The following is a 19246-nucleotide window of genomic DNA, read 5'->3' on the forward strand; positions in this document are numbered from 1 at the left end:
TCGGCAAGGAGCTGAAACAGCAATAGGGCGGCCCCGTGGCCGCCCTTGCTGCGTCGGAGGCGGGCATGGCGAATTTCAACCTCAAAGCCATCATCTCGGTTGTCGACCGGGTGTCCGGGCCGATGAAGGGCATCAACCGGGCGATCGGCGGGATGACCAAGCGGTTCGGCGACATCGGCACCGCCGGCAGCTCGCTGGCGTCGGCCTTCGGCGTGCAGCAGATCGCCCAGTCAGCGATCGACTTCGAGTCCACCATGGCCGACGTCAAGAAGGTGGTGGACTTCGACACGCCGGAAGGCTTCGCGCAGATGAAGGACGACATCCTGGCGATGTCCAAAAGTCTGCCGATGGCGGCCAACGGCATCGGCCAGATCGTCGCGGCGGCCGGTCAGTCAGGCATCGCGCGGGAGGAACTGGCCACCTTCGCCGAAGACGCCGCGAAGATGGGCATCGCCTTCGACCTCAGCGCCGATGAGGCCGGCGACATGATGGCCAAGTGGCGCGTCGCCTTCGGGATGACCCAGGACCAAGTCCGCGAGCTGGCCGACCAGGTCAACTACCTGGGCAACACCGGCCCGGCGAAGGCCGCACAGATCAGCGACGTCATCCGCCGGGTCGGCGCCCTGGGCGACGTCGGCGGCGTCCAGGCCAAGTATGTCGCCGCCCTGGGCGCCTCGATCTCGGGCGTCGGTGTGGAGTCCGAAGTCGCGGCAACCGCGACCAAAAACTTTATCCTGGCGATGGCGGCCGGCGAGGCCGCGACCAAGGGCCAGAAGAAGGCCTTCGCGGCGCTGGGCATCGACACGGTGAAGCTGTCCAAGGCCATGCAGAAGGACGCCACCGGCGCTTTCACCAAGGTCCTGGCGGCCATCGAGAAGCTGCCGAAGGACCGGCAGGCGAGCGTCATGGCGGAAATCTTCGGCAAGGAGAGCTTGGGGGCCATCGTGCCGCTGCTGAAGAACCTGCCGAACCTGCGCGAGAACATCGCCAAGGTGTCCGACGCCACCCGCTTCGGCGGGTCGATGAACAAGGAGTATGAAGCCCGCGCCGCGACGACGGCCAACGCCATCCAGCTCATGGCCAACCGCTGGGAGGCGCTGAAGATCACCCTGGGCGACGCGCTGCTGCCGACGCTCAACGAGCTGATGGGGCCGCTGGGCGGTCTGATCGAGCAGATGGCCGCCTTCGCCAAGGCCAACCCGGAGCTGACGAAATACGCCCTTCTCATGGTGGCCGTTGCCGGCGCCGTCGGCGTGGCCGGCGCCGCCATCACCCTGCTGGGCGGCGCCGTCCTGTCCACCTTGGGCTCTGTCCTGCGCCTGGTCTGGGCGCTCGGGGTGCTGGCGGCGCGGATTGCCATCGCCCCCGTCGTCCTCGCCTTGCGCGGGGCGCTGCTGGCGGCCCGCGGGGCGATGCTGCTGTTCAACCTGGCCATGGCCGCCAACCCGGTCGGGGCCGTGGTGGCGGCGGTGGCCTTGCTCGCCGGCGCCGCCTACCTGCTTTACGACAACTGGGGGCCGGTGTCGGCCTGGTTCACCGGGCAGTGGGACGCGATCAAGCTGGTGTTCAGCGGGTTCATGGCCTTCCTGTCCGGCGTCTTCACCGGTGATTTCGCCGCGGCGATGGACGGGCTGAAGACGATCGGGCAGGGGTTGCTCGGCTGGTTCCAGGGGTGGGGCGACGCCATCGCCGGGGTGTTCTCCAAGGTGTCCGACTGGATCAGGTCGCTGTTCGACGTCGACATCGCCGGCGCGCTGCAGGCGAAGCTGGCGGCCCTGACCGGCGCCCTGCCGTCGTGGGTGACCGACACGCTGGGCCTGTCGGTGGCGGCGGCGCCGGCCGCCGGTGGGGCGGTGGCCGGCGCCGGGGCCAGCCCGGTCCTGGCGGCCGGTGCGCAGGCCCAGCAGCTCCGCGGCGCGGTCGACATCAACATCAACGGCGCTCCGCCCGGCACCCGGGTCGAGACACGCTCCGACACCAAGGGCGTGGCTCTCAACCCGGACGTCGGCTATCGCTCCCTGGCGCTGGGGTTCTGACCATGGCTTGGCGTGATCAGCTTCGGCCCGCCTCCTTCCGGGGCGTGCCCTTCAAGGTGGACGGGGACGAACTGGCGGCGGGCCGGCGCGTCCAGCTCCACGAATACCCGCAGCGCGACAAGCCGTTCGTCGAGGACCTCGGGCGGGCCACCCGCAAAGTCACCCTGACCGCCTACGTCATCGGGCCGCAGTACATGGCGCAGCGGGACCGCCTGCTGGCCGCGCTGGAGGAGGCCGGGCCGGGCGAGCTGGTCCACCCGCACTTCGGCACCCTGCGGGTGGCGGCTGACGGGGAATGCCGGGTCGCCCACTCCGCCGACGAGGGCGGCATGTGCCGCTTCAGCCTGTCCTTCGTCGAAGCCGGGGAGTTGTCCTTCCCGGCGGCGAAGGTCAACAGCGCCGCGCAGACCAAGCTGAAGGCCGACGCCCTGTCGACCGCTTCGGCGGGCGATTTCGCCAAAGCCTTCGGTGTGGCGGGCTATGCCGATTTCGTCCGCGAAGGCGCAGTGGCCGACCTGACCAAGGCCGTCAGCCTGGCGGAGCGGGTCCTGCGAGGTGGCGGGGCCGGCGGCTCCTCTCTGCTGTCCGGCCTGCTGAGTGACACCGACCGGCTGTTCGGATCGCCGTGGGCGCTCGCGCAACGGGTGCTGGGGCTGATCCGGTCCTTTACGGCCACGGGCGGCGGCGGCTCGGCCACCACGTCGGCCGCCACCGGCTGGACCGGCGTGGCACGCTCCAGCCCGGCGGCCCGGCCATTGGCCGCCCTGCTGCACGTCGCCTCCTACACGGCGCCGGCTCCGGCCTACACCCGGGCGACGCCGGCGCGCCAGCAACAGGCCACCAACTCGACCGCCCTTGCCGCCCTGGTCCGCCGGTCCGCCCTGGTGCATGCCGCCGAGGTGTCGGCCGCCGCCGACTGGCCGGTCCACCAGGAAGTCATCGCGGCCCGTGACGAGCTGGCGGCGCGGATCGACGCCGAGACCCTGCGTCCCGACGTCCCTGACGACACGTTCCGGGCGCTGACGGATCTGCGCGTCGCCGTGGTCCAGGACCTCACCGCCCGCTCGGCCGGGGCCGCCCGGCTGGCCACCGTCACGCCGACGGCGGTGCAGCCCGCTGTGGTCCTGGCCTACGACCTGTACGAGGACGCCGGGCGCGGCGAGGAGATCGTCACCCGCAACCGCGTGGCTCACCCCGGCTTCGTGCCGCCGGCGCCGCTGAAGGTGCTGACATGACGGACGATCGCAACCTGGTGCGGCTGCTGGTCAACGGCACGGATTTCGGCGGCTGGAAGTCGGTCAGCATCTCCGCCGGCATCGACCGGCAGGCCCGCGACTTCGACCTCTCCGTCACCGACCGCTGGCCCGGCTCCGACGTCCCGCGCCGCATCGCGCCGGGCGACGCCTGCCAGGTCTTCATCGGCGCCGACCTGGTGCTGACCGGCTACGTCGACGGCACGCCGATCAGCTACGACGCGAAGTCGGTGACCGTCAGCGTCAAGGGCCGGTCGAAAACCGCCGACCTTGTGGACTGTTCGGCGATCCACGAACCCGGGCAGTTCAAGGGGCGGAAGGTCGAGCAGATCGCGGCGGAGCTGGCCGCGCCCTACGGCGTCACCGTGCTGGCGGCGGTGGACACTGGGGCGCCGATCGCCGACCACCAGGTGCAGCAGGGGGAATCGGTGTTCGAGAGCGTCGACCGCATGCTGAAGCTGCGGGCGCTGCTGTCCACCGACGACGCCGAAGGGCGGCTCGTCCTGACCCGGGCCGGCTCGACGCGCGCCGCCACGGATCTGGTGGTGGGGGAAAACCTGCTGACCGGCTCGGCGTCACTGGACTGCAAAGACCGCTTTTCCGAATACCGCATCAAGGGGCAGCGGACGGCGGACGGCGCCGCCGGTGATGAGGACGAGGACGCCGGCGATGATGGTGACGGGCCGGACATCGGCGCCATCTCCGGGGATGCGGCCGCCACCTCGCAGGTGATGGCGGTGCAGGCCGACACCGGCATCAGGCGCAAGCGCGTGCTGGTGATCGTCGCCGACGGCCAGCCGGACGGCGGCACGGCCCGCGAGCGCGCCCGCTGGGAGGCGGCCCACCGCGCCGGCAAGAGCTTCGAAACCAGCTACACCGTGCAGGGCTGGCGCCAAGCCGACGGCCGTCTCTGGGTCCCCAACGAGCTGGTGCGGGTGCGTGACCCGATCATCGGCTTTGATCTGGACATGCTGATTTCGGCCGTCGGTTACAGCCTGTCGGAGTCCGGCAGCGTCACCACCCTGACGGTGGCGCCGAAGGCGGCTTACGAGCTGCTGCCCGAAACGCCGCAAGCCAAGGGCAAGGGCAAGACGGGCGCCACCTTGACCCCGCCCATTGTGGAGTTCGATTGATGGATCATCGCAGCGTGGGAAAGCTGCTGGCGCCGCTCAAGCGAGGCCTGCAGATGGTGGTGGCGCGCGCCCTGGTCACCGCCGTGGGGCAGGGGCGGGCGCAGCGCGTGCAGGTGGCGCTCCTCGCCGGCGAGGTCAAGGATGGGGTGGAGCACGCCGAACCCTACGGCTTCACGGCGCACCCCCATGCCGGCGCCACCGCCCTGGTGGTGTTCGTCGGCGGGGATCGTTCGCACGGGATCGCCGCGGTGGTGTCCGATCCGCGATACCGCCCGGCCGACCTAGCGCCCGGCGAGGTGTGCGTCTACACCGATGAAGGCGACGAAATCCGCATCAAGCGCGGTGGCGAGCTGGTCATCAAGGCGGCCACGAAGCTCCGGGTTGAGACGCCCTTTCTGGAGGTAACCGGCGAGGTGCGCGACCGCTGCGACACCGGCGGCCGGACCATGGCGGAGATGCGCCAGACCTACGACGGCCACACCCACGGCGGCGTGCAGCCCGGCAGCGCCAGCACCGCGACGCCCAACCAAGGCATGTAGCCCATGAGCTATTTCGTGCAGGACCGTGCCGTCGTCGTCGACGGCGTGACGCTGTCGCTTGACCAGACCGCGGGCGACCCGCTCGTCCGGGCCGTGCTGATGTCCCTGTTCACCTGGGGCCGGGCCCAGCCCGGCGACGTGCTGCCCGCCGACCGCCGGATGGGCTGGTGGGGCGACACCTACCCGACCGTGACCGGTGACCGCATCGGCTCCCGGCTGTGGCTGCTGTCGCGCGAGAAGCTTTTGCCGGAGACGGCGCGCCGCGCCCGCGAGTACGCGCAGGAGGCCTTGGCGTGGCTGGTCACCGACGGGGTGGCCCAGCGCGTCGAGGTGACCGCCGACCGCCGCGGCACCGACGGCCTGACGCTCACCTGCCGCATCTGGCGCCGCGACGGCACGCCCGTGGATCTCCGCTTCGACGACGCTTGGGAGGCGATCGCCAATGGCTGACACCGGTTTCACCCGGGCGGGTTTGCCCGAGCTGATCGAACAGACCCGCGCCGACCTGCTGGCCCGGCTTGGCCTGGACGAGCTGCTGCGCCGCGCCGATGGCGAGGTGCAGGCCCGCGTCCTGGGCGGCGCTCTGCACAGCGTCTATGGCTACATCGACTATCTGGCCCGGCAAATCCTTCCCGACACCGCCGACGCCGCATGGCTGGAACGTCACGCCTCGCTGTGGGGCGTGGCGCGCAAGGCGGCCACGGCTGCCGCCGGCACCGTCAGCATCACCGCCGCCGCGGGCGTGACGGTGCCGGCCGGCACGGTTTTGCAGCGGCCGGGGGGCGGCGCGGATTACACCGTCACCGCCGACGTGGCGGCGATCGGCGGGACGGCGATGGCCACCGTCCAGGCCGCGGCCGTGGGGGCGGCGTCCAACCTGCCGCCCGGCGCGCGGCTGACCCTGGTCAGCCCGGTCGCCGGCGCCCAGTCCACCGCGGTCGTGGTCGATGTCTCGGGCGGCGCCGACATCGAGGCGGACGCCGATCTGCTGGCGCGCCTGCTGGCCCGCATCCGCACACCGCCGCACGGCGGCGCCGCGGCCGACTATGTGGCGTGGGCGTTGGAGGTGCCGGGCGTCACCCGGGCCTGGGTCTATGCGCATCATCAGGGGGTCGGCTCTGTCGGGGTGGCCTTCGTCTGTGACGGCCGGGCCAGCATCATCCCGACCCCCGCCGATGTCGCGGCGATGCAGGCGCACCTGGACGAGGTGCGGCCCGTGACGGCCGCCGTCCTGGCCTTCGCGCCGGTGGCCGACCCGGTGGCCCTGTCGATCCGCCTCACCCCGGACAGCGCGGCCACCCGCGCCGCGGCGGCGGCGGAGCTGCAGGACTTCCTGGCCCGCGAGGCGATCCCCGGCGGCACGCTGTACCTGTCGCGTCTGCGCGAAGCGATTTCGCAGGCCGCCGGCGAGTTCCGCCACGAGCTGGTGGCGCCGGCCGCCGACGTGGTGTCTCCGGCCGGGCACATCGCACAGTTGGGGGTGATCACATGGCTGGCGTGATGCAGGCGGGCCCCGACGACTATTATGCCCTGCTGCTGGGGCTGCGGCCGACCGGCCCGGCCTGGCCGGCGGACGACGAGCTGCTGTACGGCGTGGCCGACGGGCTGGCGCGGGTTCACAACCGGGCGCTTGCGCTTCTGGGCGAGGCGGACCCGCGGGCCACACTGGAGATGCTTCCCGCGTGGGAGCGGGTGGCCGGACTGCCGGACGCCTGCACCGGCCCTGCGGCCGGGCTGGCGGATCGGCGCTCGCGCCTGGTGGCGCAGCTCACCGGCCGGGGCGGGCAAAGTTGGGCCTTCTTCATCGGTCTGGCCGGCGCGCTCGGCTTTCCCGGCTGCACCATCACCGAACACGCCGCCTTCACGGTCGGCTCACCTTGCGATGCGGCCCTGAACACCGCCGGGGCGGGCTGGCCGCACGCGTGGCGGCTCAACGTGCCGGTCGGGGCCGGCGCGGTCAGCTTCACGGCGACCGGCGGCTGCGACGAAGCCATTCGCGGCTGGGGCTCCGCGGTCCTGGAGTGCGTGATCCGCCGGGCAGCGCCGGCGCACACGGTGGTGCTGTTCGGCTACCTGCCGGATGAGGACTGGCTGCTGCTGGGCGGCGCTCCGGAGGATTGGGGCACGCTCGCCGACCTGGGCGGGGCGGAAGACATCGAGGATTGGGGCACGCTCGGCTGAGCGGCCGGAGGAGACCACGCACATGACTGCTGATGTAAAGCGGGTCGCGCGGCTGCGCGGCACGACGGCGCAACTCGCCCTGGTCGCCGGCCAGCCCGGCGAGACGATCGTCGACACGGACAAAAATACGGTGACCGTCCACGACGGCGAGAAGCTGGGCGGCTACCCGCTGCTGCGCGAGGACGGCGACGGGTCGGAACTGGCGCTCGCCGCGGCGGTCGCCGGCGCCATCTACCCGCGCGCCATGAAGGAGTGGCTCGGCGACACCATCAACGTGCTGGTGTTTGTCCCGCCAGGCTATCACGCGGCGATCCGCGCCGGAACGTCGTCCTATGACTGCACCGCGGCATTCCAGGCAGCCTGGAACGCGGCGAAAGCCCGTGGCCGGGCAAAAATCCGCGCCCCCGGCGGGCGGTACGTCGTCAACGGCACGGTGATCAGCGACGCCAGCAACGTCACGATGGTGGGCGACGGGCGCAGGGCGACGCACATCTACAAGGGCGGCGCGGGCGACCTGTTCACGCTGACGGGCTCCTTCCTGACCATCCGCGATCTGATGATGGAGTCGCCGCTCGGTCACACCAGCGGCTATTGCCTGAACTTCGCCTCTCCCGGCGGCAACATGCGCGTCGAAAACGTCGACTCCTTCCGGGGTTGGTCCGGTGTCTACTTCGGCGGCGCGCAGAGCCAAATTCACGGCTGCATTCTGAACCAGCTCGCCTTCGACGGCGTGGTGTTCGGTCCCAACACCGGCCTGTCCTCGGCGTCTCGGGTGTCGCTGTTCGGGCTCGCCACGAACACCGGCGCCGGTTTCAAGTTCCTGGGCGGCGACACGTACCAGCTCAGCGGCATTCAGGTGACCAGTCACAAGACCGGGTACCTGCTCCAGCCCCCGGCGGACGGATTTTTGTACAACCTGTTCGCGACGATTTGTTTTGCCGATGGCGTCGGCATGACCACGATGAACGGCGACGGCTGGCTGCTCGATGCCACCGCCGCGGGGGCAGTCATCCGCCGCACGCGCCTGATCGGCTGCTGGGGCAGCGCCATGACGCGCGACGGCATGCGGACCGTGGGGGACGTGGAAGACACCGAAATCCACGGTGCCGTCTGCGTCACCAACCTGGGGCACGGCCTCAACATCATCGGCTCCCCGACGCCGACCCACACGCGGGTCATCGGCGGGCTGTTCGCGGGCAACAGCGCCCCCAACTTCGGGCGGCCGGTCGGGGTCTACTCGGGCATCTACGTCGGCGATTACGTCGGTGACATCACGATCCTCGGCGCCCGCTGCGGTCCGACGGCCAGCATCGCCAGCACCCAGAAGTACGGCATCGAGTTCGGCGGCACGAATCATAGCGGCTACATCGTCAGCAAGAACGATGTGCGCGGAAACCTCCTGGGCGCGATCCAATTGCAGGCGCTGGGGCCGGTCGGCGTCCGGGAGGGCAACCTTGGCGACACGGTGACGTATCAGACGGCCGGTCCCCTCACGCTGCAATCGCTGACCGGCGAGGTGCAGATCCTCGGCACCGATGGCAGCGTCCAGGTTGGCGTCGGCACGGCGGCCGGCGCGACCTTGCGCCTGCTGCTCAAGGGCTCGTCTCCCGGCGGAAACGCGGTCGTCGCCATGACCGGCACGGGAAACGGCAACTTGGCCCTCTTTCCGTCCGGCGCCGGCTACGGCGTCCTGCTGGACGCCCAGCGGGCCTCATGGGTCGCCGCGGTGGGCGGGGCCGCCGGCGCGGCCCCGGTCCTCGCCGCGCAGAGCTTCACCGACGGGCATGTGGATCTCGCTCTCGCGCCACAGGGCGCAAACGGGCGGGTGCGTTTTGGCACCCGCACCGCCACCGCCGACGCGCCGGTCACCGGCTACATCGAAATCAAGGACTCGAGCGGCAACCTCCGCAAGCTTGCGGTCATCGACTGATGAAGTGGAACGCAAAATGGCACTGAAACTCGAAGTGACGACGCCGCAGGGCACGAGCGCGGAATATCACCGCGTCGTCGGGCTCCATCTCTTCGTTGATGACCGGCTCGTCCGGCTTGGCGTCAAGTCGTACCGCGACGGCGAGGACCGTCACGAGGGAGAACCGCCGCGCCATACCCCCACCTACGACGTCCCATGGGGAAGCGCCGCGCCGCTCGATCTGCCCACTGCCTACGCGCTGCTGAAGGCGCTGCCCGACTTCGCGGGCGCGGAAGACTGCTGAAGGACCCGGACCATGAAACGCATCGACACGCCGCATGCGGCCCAGGACCTGTTCGGGCCGGGCCGCCACGGCTTCACGGACGGCTCGCCGATCACCGGCACCCCGTCAACCTCGCTCAACGCCGGGTGGTTCAACGCGGCGCAGGAGGAGATCGCGCAGACGATCGAAGCGGGCGGCGTTGCGCTCGACCCGACGAAGTTCAACCAACTGGCCACGCTGCTGCGGATCGGTGATTGGTCGCACACCGGGAACGGCTATCACACCCTTCCCGGCTGCCTGCTGATTCAGTGGGGAACCGTGCTGTCCAACGCGGTCGGCTACACTACGGTAGAGTTTCCGAAGCCGTTTACAACAGCGGTTTTTTGCGTGCTGCCGACCCCCATCGACGGCTCGGACCCCACCCCTTCACAAGCCGTCTTTGCCACCGACGGGCCGCGGACCTTGGTGGACTTCAAATTCTTCGCTTGGCGACCGTCCACCGACGGCGGGGTGGCGATCAATACCAACTGGTTCGCGCTGGGTATCTGACCGGCCCGCGACAACACTCCAGCCCGACCGACCCAAGGCCGCCCCGAGAGGCGGCTTTTTTTACGCCCGCAGGAGGGCCGCATGTCTGTACGCGCCATCGACTACCCCGCCGGCGGCGGGCTGGCCCTTCTGCCCGTGTGGGCGGCCAACCTGACGCTTGGCCTGCAGCTCACCGTCGCGGTGCTGGGCCTCCTGCTGGTGCTGGTCCGTCTCGCCGTCGCCGTCGGTGACTGGCGCCGCCAGAACCCGGACACCCCGCTGTGCAGCCGCGCCGCGGTCCGGACCTTCTTCGAAAACTTGCGACACAAGAAAGGGTGATCCCATGTCGACGATTCCCGCTCTGCACCCCGACACCACCGGGCTGGTGCAGCATTTCGAGGGCCTGAAGCTGTCAGCCTACCGCTGCCCCGCCGGCGTGTGGACGATCGGCTACGGCCACACCAAGGGCGTCCGCGAAGGCGAGGTGATCACCGCCGCGGTGGCCGAGCGGCTGCTGGCCAGCGATCTTGCCGCCGCGGCCGCCGATGTGGCCAAGCTGGTCACGGTGCCGCTGACCGACGCGCAGCGCGGCGCGCTCGCCTCCTTCGTTTTCAACCTGGGCGCCGGCGCCTTCAAGGGGTCCACCTTGCTGCGTCTGCTGAACCAGGGCGACATCGAGGGCGCCGCCGGCCAGTTCGAGCGCTGGGTCTACGCCACCGTCAAGGGCAAGAAGGTCAAGCTGCCCGGCCTCGTCACCCGGCGGGCGGCCGAGGAGGCGCTGTTTCGTGGCGGCGACTGGCGCGCCGCGGTCCCGGCGGGAGCGGCGCCGGCGCCGATCGCCCAGAAGGTCGAGGCGGCGCCGGTGCCGGTGCCGCTGGTCCGCTCCGCCCCGGCCCTGGCCGGCACCGCCACCCTGGGGCTGGGCACCGTCGCCGCGCTGCTGGACGCGCTGGGGCCGGTCGGCGACGTTGGGGCACAGGCGGTCGGCCTGGCCCAGCAGGTCGCCGGCACCGCCGCGCAGGTGCAAGCGGTGGCCGAACAGGTGGCCACCGCGCAGGGTCAGGTCGCAGGCGCGGTTGCCGCGGTGCAGGCGATCGGCGCCGGTCCCAGCGTCTCGACCCTGCTGCTGGGCGGCGGCCTGCTGGTCACGCTGGGGCTTCAGGTGTGGGAGCGGCTGCGCTCCAGCCGCTGAGTGCGATTACGTTTCGCGGTGGCGCCGGGTCCGGACGCCACCGCGCACGGATTCCCGCCTGCGCTACTCCGCCGCCGCCGGCGGGCGCCCGGGCCGGCGGGGACGGTAGTGGGCGGCGAACAGCAGCGGGTCGGCCACCACCGCCCGGCAGGCGATGGCGACGACGCGGGGTACCGGCGTGGTGGCGGTGCGGTAGTTGCTCCAGGTATTGACGTGGACCCCGACGAGATCCGCGGCTTCCTGGTTGGACAGCTCGAGGCGCTGCTGCCACGCCGCCAGCTCCGCCGCGCCGAACGGGCGTTGCTGTTCGGCCAGCAGGGCGAGGTTCAGGCTGTCGATGGCCAAGTCCTCGTCACCGCCCCACTCCACGGTGGTGGCATCGGCCAGGGCCGCGGTGGCGAACAGCGCCGGGTCGCGCAGGCGGTGGAAGTGGGGGTGGCCGGATTCCAGCCAGCCCGAGAGATCCACGGCGTCGCGGCGGCCGTCGTCCCAGGTAGCCAGCAGGACGGCGCCGGGGGCGGTGGCCACCGCCGTCAAGCGGGGCACCGTGCGGGGGCCTTGCGGCAGGGTCGGGGGGATTATGGCGCGCCTCCTTTCAGGCGAAGGGGATGGTGGGGTTCCAGGTGTTCCATTCGGCGACCAGGGCGTCCCGGTTGGCGGTGGCCCAGGCCAGGACCTCCTTGCGGGTGGCGGTCGGGAGGTCGCCGGCGATGGCCACCAGGGCCTCGAAGTCGGTGCCCTTGACGTGGAAGTGCGGCGGGAGGTGGTCGTTGCCGAAGACCCGGATGGTCACCTTTCCGATCGTCGCCAGCTTGCCCATCGTGTCCCCCGTCGTTGATGTCTAAACCCACCCCAATAATTGTGTGATGTAAACACAGAAATTGTGTTTTCAGTGCGCGGGATGGGAAAGGAGCGTCGCCGTTCTGCCACTTGTCGGGCGTTTCGATGCGCTGACGGTAACGCCGACACCCGCGAAAAAAGCCGTTTGGTTCAACGGCTTTTCCGAAAAAAGCGGTCCCTGACAAAGGGACCGTTCACAGCCGTTCGCGGCCAAGCCACCGGCGGAATCGCCGAGGACGGCGCGCCTCTCGTGCTCTAGCTTTGTTCCGATGCCACCCGACGAAGAAAACCGCATGAAGGAGATCGAGCACCGGCTCTCGGTGCTGGCCACCTTTTCCGCCATGCTGGCCCGCAACTGACACCGTTGGCGAATTCCAAAACGACAATCCGAAGGGCCTCGGCGTTGGCCTCCTTTATCGCCTACTGGCGGCTTCCTTCAGCCACGCTACGATCTCCTCCGGGCGCGGCAGCCGGCCGGACATCTTGACCTGTTCCTCGACAACGAGGCCCGGCGTGATTATGACCGAGTAGTCGATGAATCGGGCCGGATCGGTGACGTGCTCGATTTCAACGGGGATACCGGTCTCCTGCGCCGCCTTCCGTGTCAGTTCCTCCAGGCGTTTGCAGCGGGCGCAGCCCGGCCCAAGGACTTTGACGTGCATGGCTCGATCCTCCTTTCCGGTAAATGGTTGGTGATAAAAGCGGTTTGCTTGGTCAGGCGGCCTTCGCCATCGGACCGTTCCGGCGATGGATGGCGTAGAGGGCTGCGGCAAGGGCCACAAGGAAAACGACAAGCCATCCACCGAGCAGCCACAAACGGGTTCCGTCCTTCCAAGCGCCGAAGGTCAGGCCCGCCGCCGTGCTGAACAGCGCGACCAGTCCCACATAGGCCCAGGCCTTCGTGCGGCCGATGATGCTGGCGGTGATCAGGATGCTCTGCAGGCTCAGCTCGGGATCCGCCATCAGGTATGCGAGCAGCGGCCCCGGGTGCATGCCAAGCGACAAGAACATCTGCGCGACTGGCACCTCGACCAGGGTCGGGAAATACATGAACACGCCGAAGACGACGCCCACTAGGTTGGCGAGCACGCTGTTGGCACCGGCCATCGCCTCCACCCACTCCGGCCGGATGAAGACGCGCAGTGCGCCCACCGCGAAGACGCCGACAATCAGCAGCGGGAAGATCTGCCGGACAAAGCGCCAGCTTTCCCACAGCCATTGCTGCACCTCGAACCGATCGATGGAGCGATGCGCGACCCAGGCGATCGCTGCCATTGTCGCCAGGACACCGACCAGCTTGCCGGTCAGGTGCAGCGCGACGCCATTGGCGTGCGGCTGCATGCCCACTGCGGCGACCGCCAGGGTCAGCATGACCAGCGCCAATGCCGCCCAAGTCCAGCGGTTGAAGCCCTCGTCCACCCGTCCCAGGCCGCGGGGCGCCACCGCCGCAATGATACCGAGCAGCAGGATAAGGATCACCCCCTGCGCGCCAATTCCTTCCTCACCTTTCGCGGAGTCGAAGGGGATCAGCCGGTGCAGCGTCGCCTCGAACGCGTCCATGCCGTGGATCGGCAGTGTGACGCTGGCGTAGCTGTCGAGCAGGATGTCGACCTTCAGTGTTCCGGCGATGAGCAGCGCCACCAACAGCACCATCAGCATGAAGGAGGCGGGTCGCAGGCGATCGCTCCCGGCGAAGCTGCTGTCGGCCTCGCTGGCGTGGACGCGGTCGTCCTCGCTGAAGATCAGCGCCATGATCATCCCAATGCCCACACCGAAGGCCAGAGACAGCACGAGGCGCGCCGCCGCGAATTCTGCGCCCAGCGCCGCGCCCGTATAGGTCAGCGCCAAGATGTTGGCGGCGGGCGCGAAGAATAGGAAGGTGACGGCCGGTCCCAGCCCGGCCCCCTTCTTGTAGATGCCGGCGAACAACGGGACGACGGTGCACGAACAGACGGCCAGCAGGCTTCCCGCGGCCGCCGCCGCCGGGTAAGCGACGGCTTTTGGCGCGCCGAGCCCCAGATAGCGTGTGATTGCCGATCTGGGTATCAGTGCGGCCAAACCACCTGCGATGAAGAATGCCGGGACGAGGCACAACAGCACATGAGCGGCCAGATAGGTGGCCAAGCTGCCAAGTCCACTTTGAACAATCTGAACAGGAAGGGTGGATGTCTCCATGGTGCCTTCCCTTCGTTTAGCGAGGTCTGGAAATAGTATGCCGTGGTGGAGCGTTAACCGCCCTGACACACGTCAACCACGGGGGTCAACCAGGATGGCTATTTCGGATGATAGGTCTGGGTAGCAGCAGGTCCTTTTGGCGAAATCCGAAATGGCGGTCAGAAGCGCTTCGACGAGCAAGGCATCCTGTCCGGATGATTGTTCCGATCCGCTTTCAGGCGTTACTGGTCACAGTTATCGAGTGCGCTAATAGCCTCAGCAGCGGACACTGTTGGGGAATTCCGGGGCCTCGGTACGGTACGGGAACGGCGGCTGTTGAAGGCGACATCCTCAAAGCAGAGGGCTGATCATGTCGCTCAAACCGCAGACCATTTCGCCGGTGCCCGACCAGACCGCGACCGTCGCGCGGGCCGCCTTTCCCAAGGGCAATGCCGTTCTCCATCTCCGCGACGAATTGGGGACGATCTAGGTTCTGTCGCCAAAGGGACTTGCGCAGAGCCGATCTGATCGCATTTGGTCCGAGTGCCGATCAGAACCATGTTGACCGACGCGATGTGGCGTCGGCTGTTGCCCCTGCTTCCGCCCCAGAAGCCCAGGACCGGGTGGCCCTCACTCGATCACCGATGCAATCTCGAAGCAGTCCTCTGGCTGGCCGGCACCGGGGCGCCCTGGCGTGACCTGCCTGAGGATGTGATGAATTGGCGCACCGCGTGGCGTCGCCTGCAGCGCTGGACGGCTGCCGGGATCTGGGGCCGCATCGTTGCAGAGTTGCGCGCCATGGCACCGAACGCGGGCTGGGATGCGCACCTGCTCGACAGCAGTGTGATCCGCGCCCACGCCCATGCCGCCGGGGCACGTCATACGTCGGGCGAGCGGGCGCTTGGCCGTTCGCGCGGTGGCTTTTCGACCAAGCTGCACCTGCGTGCCGACGCCGAGGGACGGCCGGTGGCGCTGCATCTCACCGGTGGCGAACGCCACGACCTGCTGGGCTTCGGCCCACTGTTCGAGCAAGGCGCCTTGCGCAGCGGAAAACGTGGGCGCCCGCGCTGGAAACCAGATGCGGTGATCGCCGACAAGGCGTACTCGACCGCTTGGCTGCTCGACGTGTTGCGCCGCAAGCGCATCGTGCCGATCATTCCCAGTCGCGCCGACCAGCCGAGGAATCCAGACTTCGACCGCGCTATACCGGCGGCGGAACCTCGTTGAGCGTCTGGTCGGAAAGCTGAAGCAGTTCCGTCGCGTGGCGACCCGCTACGACAAGCTCGACGCCCACTACCTTGCCTTCGTCCAGATCGCTTCCGTCATGGTCTGGCTACGAGCTTTGGCGACAAAACCTAGATTCAGACCGCGACGCCGGAGGATAGCAGTGCTTCACAAAAACAATGACGGTTGTTTTTATGATGAATCGGCAACCTCCGGCTCAGAGCCTTAATAAAACGTTTCGCCGCCGATGCCGAATTATGCCTTTAGGTCAACAGGCTTAAATATTTCCTTATTATCTTGCCCTGGCTTCGGTTGATTAACCCAATTATTTCCCCCTTCTGAACGGTTTGCCTTCGAATCATCGAGGTTCTTCTTCAGATGCTCGGCAAGGCGTGCACCGTCCTCGCTCCGGGCCTTCAACATATCGATGATCGATCCGTTGGAGGTGGCAGAACTTTGTAGTTTTTGCTTCAGAGGAGACTCTTCGGATGCCGCTGAAAACAGTTTATCCGCTTTATCCGATAAAGTTTGAGACATCTGCGGAAGCGCTTGATTGCCTATGCCACGGTTGTCCACAAACTCCGTTTTCCCCATATTGTGTTGTACTTCTGTTTCGTGAGCGGCGACGTCATCGACGTTGCGAATGGCGTCACTCATCGCATTGCTTTCGGACGTCGCAGCGTCTGGGCCGGTGCCAGACCGCGTGAGCACCTTCATGTGAAGCCCAAGATCACCGGACTTTCCGCCATAAGAGCTTAGCGCCTCCGAACTCAAGGTGACCGTCACGAGGCCGTCAGCGCTTGTGAAGGCGCTTTCGAATCCTCCTCGAACGGACCCACCATTTTTCTGCATATCCTCCCGGAGTTGGGCATACAGCTTCGATACACCACGACTCAACTCAGGGCTTGAAGCGAAATTGTTTGAAACGCCGCTCATCGCCATCTCCTATCCTGGATTTGGAAGCTCGGAGCAGCAATTATCTGCTGCATATTGCGACGCAGATGATTATCGTGCTCCGTATTGAAAAAATCAACGGTTTGCTTTATCGGTTTGGGGAACTCTATCCTTAGATACCTAATTTTTTAGATGCTTACTTATCATCCTCTTGAAGCTTACCTGATTCGCATAGCTTTATTGCTCCGAAGCTCATTTAAAATACTTTCGAAGCTCTCTTCAGTCACCGCACCCTGCGAATTGAGAGCATATTTTGTCAATGGCACCCATCCAAAGAAAAACGGCACTCCGCTGATCCTCAGTTTAGAAACCAATTCCATGTCTTCTTTTATCAAGCCTTTCAAGTAATTTGATGATCGATCTGCATCCCACTTCGCTACATCCAGACCGATGTCCTTAGAGCGCGGATCAAAACCCCGTCTCCATGGGCTCAAGCCATTGATTTTGCTCGGCACAGCGGGGGTTTTGATAGGCACTCTTAGCAATCGACTTGAAATCGTCCTCAGTAAACCCAGATTGCAATGGGAATACTCTTGGCTTTCTTCCCTTTCATCACCTTTGCTGTCCTGGACCGTTTAGTCGGGCCGATGGAAGGGCTGATTGCCGGCGCCCTCATATCGGCGGCCCTGCTCCTGCGCGACTGGGTAAGACCCGGCAAAAAGCCAAAAATTCTCGAAGTCGGTACTGGGGTGCTATTCGGCGGCTTGGCGCTCTACACCATGGCGGGCGGGCCGACGCAGTCGATTATAGGAGTCCGGCTGCTTGTCGATGCAGGGCTTTTGCTGATCGTGCTGCATCGCCCTTTCACGCTGCAATACGCGCGGGAACACGTTGCCCCCGATTTGTGGGACAGCCCCGACTTCATTCGCACCAATTACGTTATCACAGGGGCTTGGGCCTTGGCATTTTTTGTGTTGGTGATCGCTGACTTGGCCCTGCTTTACATCCCCTGGCTTCCGCCCCCGGTTCAGCATAATCGCAACCATTCTCGCTCTCGTCAGAGCGATCAAATTCACATCCTGGTATCCGGAACGCCGGCGGCTGGCCGTTGGGACCTGAACCGTCAAGCTGCGGGTATGAGTTGACGTAGTGGGTGGCCCTTCAAGCTTTCTGATCGCCACCGCCACCATGCACGCCTCCCTCCGCGAGCCGGCAGGGAATCACGTTGTGTACCAAAAGGGAATTCCGCAGTTACTGCGTTCAAAGCCCCTGGTATCAGAGGTTCTCGGTGGTGTCGGGCGGCTTCTGCGGTGGGTTTGCCAGAACACGCGCCGCTCCAGAGTTCGCTTGAGGGTGCTGGAGCGGACGCGATGGTTTCGCAAAATTTAGTAGATCCTGCTGCGCTTGCTAGCAGGGCGCCCATTGGCGCGGATCTACCCAGGTAAGTTCATCAGGACGAAAGTGCTTCATGTCATAATATTTTTTTGCCCCTTTTATCATGACTTTGTATTTTCCATTGGCTTTATCTTCAACAAACCCCCAATATTCCTGGTAATATACCGAAGAGGATGCGCAAATTCGATCCCCTCGACCGGTTTTGGCATAGAGGGCCATTCCTCTTGCTTCTTCAATTTCCTTATCTCTTCGGATCGCTTCAACAGCCATCCGCCGAGTTTCATTTGCCTGCTCGGTTTCCTTCTTCGCGCTTGCAACCATGGCATTCAAGGTAGCGGAGCCTGCGGGATCTTTAGGCTGTGCAACTGTATAATCAACTCCGTCTGGTACTTTGCTCAATCTTGGCTTAAGTGTTGCCATAAAAATTACACTATTATTTTTGTCAACGCAGAAGTCTCCGCTCATGTTACCGCCCTTTGATCTGCAGAAATCCCAAAAAGCATCTTTTGTTCCATTAAAACCAGCAGAAACCGCAAAGAAATAACCGCTCTTTTCTATATAATCACCTTTATCAACCGGCGAGCTCGATAACGTGCTATTAATCACCTTGTCTAATTTGTTGGAAAATTCAACTGATAATCTTTTTGTGAAATCGATTGCGGTTTCATTTGGGTCTTTGAAGTCTGTTTTGCTTGTTGCGAAACAACCGGAAAGCAAAATAACTGAAGCCGCTAGTATGGCTGGCTTAACGTCACGCGCCATTGTTTCTTTCCTAACCTTGATATTGATTCCAACGTTGACATATTAGTTAGCATACGTACCCTGCGTTTGGTATGCGTCATTTTTTCCAGCGCATACAGGGATATGCTCTGCATTGTTCTTTTCAAATTCAGTTTCTCATCGGTTGATGCGGAAAAAGCGTTACGCATGCGCAATGAAATGGTTTGTTCGATGCTGTCCATTACCGTCCTTGACCCCTCCCAACGTCAGGGGTGACAGATGACGGTTTGTGAGACCGATGGTAAACATGGTGGGAGAAACTGTGCCGACTCCCGTGCCCTCGCGAACCGCGTTCGTTCTCGCGTATTGCGCGCGCTGCGTTAGTCGAAGTCCGCAGAAACAATGGCTTTGAGTGGGTTTCGGTGGGGTGGGGCGGCTTCGGGGATGGGTTTGCTAAACCGTTATAGGGGCTCAAACCCCTATCGTGGGTTCGAATCCCATCCCCTCCGCCATTCCTTTCAAATCAAATACTTAGTGGTGCATCCGCTAAATTAGGGCGACCTTTGAGAGGGCGGCGACGCCGAACCGTTTTGGCGCCCGGTGGCGCCGCCGGCGCCCCCAGATGAATGGGTGTTTATGAGCATTCCAGTAGGCGGTGGCCTGTTCCACCGCCTGCTCGATTTCGGCCCACGCGTCGAAGGGGCGTCCCTTCAAGGCCAGGGAACGCAGCACCTTCCACCATGGCTCGATCAGGTTCAGGTAGGCGGCGTATTTGGGCTGGAAGACGAACTCCCAGCGCGGATGGGCCAGATTGAACAGCAGCACCTCCACCGCGGTATGAGTGCTCAGGTTGTCCAGCACCGCATAGACCCGCTCGACGGCTGGATCGACCCAGGCTTCGACGCGGCCGAGGAAATCGAGCCAGTTGGCCGTGGTTCGCCCCAGATAGGTGGCAGTGAAGGCCG

20 protein-coding genes and 1 pseudogene are annotated in these 19246 nt (G+C 65.8%); 14 read left to right on the forward strand and 7 right to left on the reverse strand.

The genetic code is table 11. From position 1 onward, the window contains the following. Nucleotides 1–65 precede the first annotated feature (65 nt). The 12 genes from GBZ26_RS04025 (at nt 66) to GBZ26_RS30835 (ending at nt 11054) form a co-directional block, all read left to right on the forward strand. A complete protein-coding gene (locus GBZ26_RS04025) occupies nt 66–2036 on the forward strand; it encodes a phage tail tape measure protein (protein WP_174437703.1) in 1971 nt (656 codons plus the stop codon). Nucleotides 2037–2038: 2 nt separating this feature from the next. Continuing rightward, nucleotides 2039–3271, forward strand: coding sequence for a DNA circularization protein (locus GBZ26_RS04030; RefSeq protein ID WP_174437704.1), 1233 nt, complete (start codon nt 2039–2041; stop codon nt 3269–3271). Beyond that, entirely contained in the window at nt 3268–4422 is a 1155-nt protein-coding gene (locus GBZ26_RS04035) for a phage baseplate assembly protein (protein WP_174437705.1), read from the forward strand. Before GBZ26_RS04030 ends, GBZ26_RS04035 begins: the two co-directional genes overlap by 4 nt. After that, nucleotides 4422–4961 carry a phage baseplate assembly protein V gene (locus tag GBZ26_RS04040; RefSeq protein WP_174437706.1) on the forward strand — a complete coding sequence of 180 codons (540 nt, stop codon included), beginning with the start codon at nt 4422–4424 and terminating at the stop codon, nt 4959–4961. The genes GBZ26_RS04035 and GBZ26_RS04040 overlap by 1 nt, the downstream gene beginning before the upstream one ends. 3 nt (nt 4962–4964) lie before the next feature. Next, nucleotides 4965–5411 (forward strand): phage GP46 family protein, encoded by a 447-nt coding sequence (locus GBZ26_RS04045; RefSeq protein ID WP_174437707.1) that lies wholly within the window; start codon nt 4965–4967, stop codon nt 5409–5411. After that, on the forward strand, nt 5404–6462 hold the full coding sequence (locus tag GBZ26_RS04050) for a baseplate J/gp47 family protein (RefSeq protein ID WP_174437708.1): 1059 nt from the start codon (nt 5404–5406) through the stop codon (nt 6460–6462). Before GBZ26_RS04045 ends, GBZ26_RS04050 begins: the two co-directional genes overlap by 8 nt. Beyond that, nucleotides 6450–7142: a YmfQ family protein gene (locus tag GBZ26_RS04055; protein ID WP_174437709.1), complete on the forward strand. Its 693-nt coding sequence runs from the start codon at nt 6450–6452 to the stop codon at nt 7140–7142. Before GBZ26_RS04050 ends, GBZ26_RS04055 begins: the two co-directional genes overlap by 13 nt. A gap of 22 nt (nt 7143–7164) precedes the next feature. Beyond that, nucleotides 7165–9072: a hyaluronate lyase N-terminal domain-containing protein gene (locus GBZ26_RS04060; RefSeq protein ID WP_174437710.1), complete on the forward strand. Its 1908-nt coding sequence runs from the start codon at nt 7165–7167 to the stop codon at nt 9070–9072. Nucleotides 9073–9088: 16 nt separating this feature from the next. Beyond that, the gene (locus GBZ26_RS04065) at nt 9089–9355 is read left to right on the forward strand and encodes a hypothetical protein (RefSeq protein ID WP_174437711.1); all 267 of its coding nucleotides are present in this window, start codon (nt 9089–9091) and stop codon (nt 9353–9355) included. Between the two features lie 12 nt (nt 9356–9367). Next, nucleotides 9368–9883, forward strand: a complete 516-nt coding sequence (locus tag GBZ26_RS04070; protein WP_174437712.1) for a gp53-like domain-containing protein — start codon at nt 9368–9370, stop codon at nt 9881–9883. Between the two features lie 81 nt (nt 9884–9964). Then, complete coding sequence (locus GBZ26_RS04075; RefSeq protein ID WP_174437713.1) at nt 9965–10201, forward strand: hypothetical protein; 237 nt, start codon at nt 9965–9967, stop codon at nt 10199–10201. Nucleotides 10202–10205: 4 nt separating this feature from the next. After that, nucleotides 10206–11054 carry a glycoside hydrolase family protein gene (locus tag GBZ26_RS30835; protein ID WP_174437714.1) on the forward strand — a complete coding sequence of 283 codons (849 nt, stop codon included), beginning with the start codon at nt 10206–10208 and terminating at the stop codon, nt 11052–11054. A gap of 63 nt (nt 11055–11117) precedes the next feature. On the opposite strand, the gene GBZ26_RS04085 is transcribed toward GBZ26_RS30835, so the two are convergent. From GBZ26_RS04085 to GBZ26_RS04100, 4 genes are all read right to left on the reverse strand, one after another. Further along, a complete protein-coding gene (locus GBZ26_RS04085; protein WP_343207282.1) occupies nt 11118–11600 on the reverse strand; it encodes a DUF2442 domain-containing protein in 483 nt (160 codons plus the stop codon). Nucleotides 11601–11649: 49 nt separating this feature from the next. Beyond that, on the reverse strand, nt 11650–11874 hold the full coding sequence (locus GBZ26_RS04090; protein WP_174437715.1) for a DUF4160 domain-containing protein: 225 nt from the start codon (nt 11872–11874) through the stop codon (nt 11650–11652). Between the two features lie 433 nt (nt 11875–12307). Further along, nucleotides 12308–12556 (reverse strand): thioredoxin family protein, encoded by a 249-nt coding sequence (locus GBZ26_RS04095; protein ID WP_174437716.1) that lies wholly within the window; start codon nt 12554–12556, stop codon nt 12308–12310. Nucleotides 12557–12608: 52 nt separating this feature from the next. Next, nucleotides 12609–14018 carry a permease gene (locus tag GBZ26_RS04100; RefSeq protein WP_211104571.1) on the reverse strand — a complete coding sequence of 470 codons (1410 nt, stop codon included), beginning with the start codon at nt 14016–14018 and terminating at the stop codon, nt 12609–12611. 588 nt (nt 14019–14606) lie between these two features. Between GBZ26_RS04100 and GBZ26_RS04105 the strand changes: the two are divergent. Further along, a pseudogene (locus tag GBZ26_RS04105) lies at nt 14607–15387 on the forward strand (IS5 family transposase); the annotation flags it as partial. Between the two features lie 140 nt (nt 15388–15527). On the opposite strand, the gene GBZ26_RS04110 reads toward GBZ26_RS04105, so the two are convergent. Beyond that, a complete protein-coding gene (locus tag GBZ26_RS04110) occupies nt 15528–16214 on the reverse strand; it encodes a hypothetical protein (RefSeq protein WP_174437718.1) in 687 nt (228 codons plus the stop codon). Between the two features lie 545 nt (nt 16215–16759). Between GBZ26_RS04110 and GBZ26_RS04115 the strand changes: the two genes are divergently transcribed. After that, the gene (locus tag GBZ26_RS04115) at nt 16760–17311 is read left to right on the forward strand and encodes a hypothetical protein (RefSeq protein WP_211104572.1); all 552 of its coding nucleotides are present in this window, start codon (nt 16760–16762) and stop codon (nt 17309–17311) included. 262 nt (nt 17312–17573) lie between these two features. Here the strand turns inward: GBZ26_RS04115 and GBZ26_RS04120 are convergent, their stop codons facing one another. Further along, nucleotides 17574–18323, reverse strand: coding sequence for a hypothetical protein (locus GBZ26_RS04120; RefSeq protein WP_174437719.1), 750 nt, complete (start codon nt 18321–18323; stop codon nt 17574–17576). Nucleotides 18324–18827: 504 nt separating this feature from the next. Next, the coding region (locus GBZ26_RS04125) for a transposase (protein WP_211104573.1) at nt 18828–19246 on the reverse strand (419 nt) is incomplete at its 5' end.

It is taken from the genome of Azospirillum formosense (assembly GCF_013340925.1).
Classification (GTDB): Bacteria; Pseudomonadota; Alphaproteobacteria; order Azospirillales; family Azospirillaceae; genus Azospirillum; species Azospirillum formosense.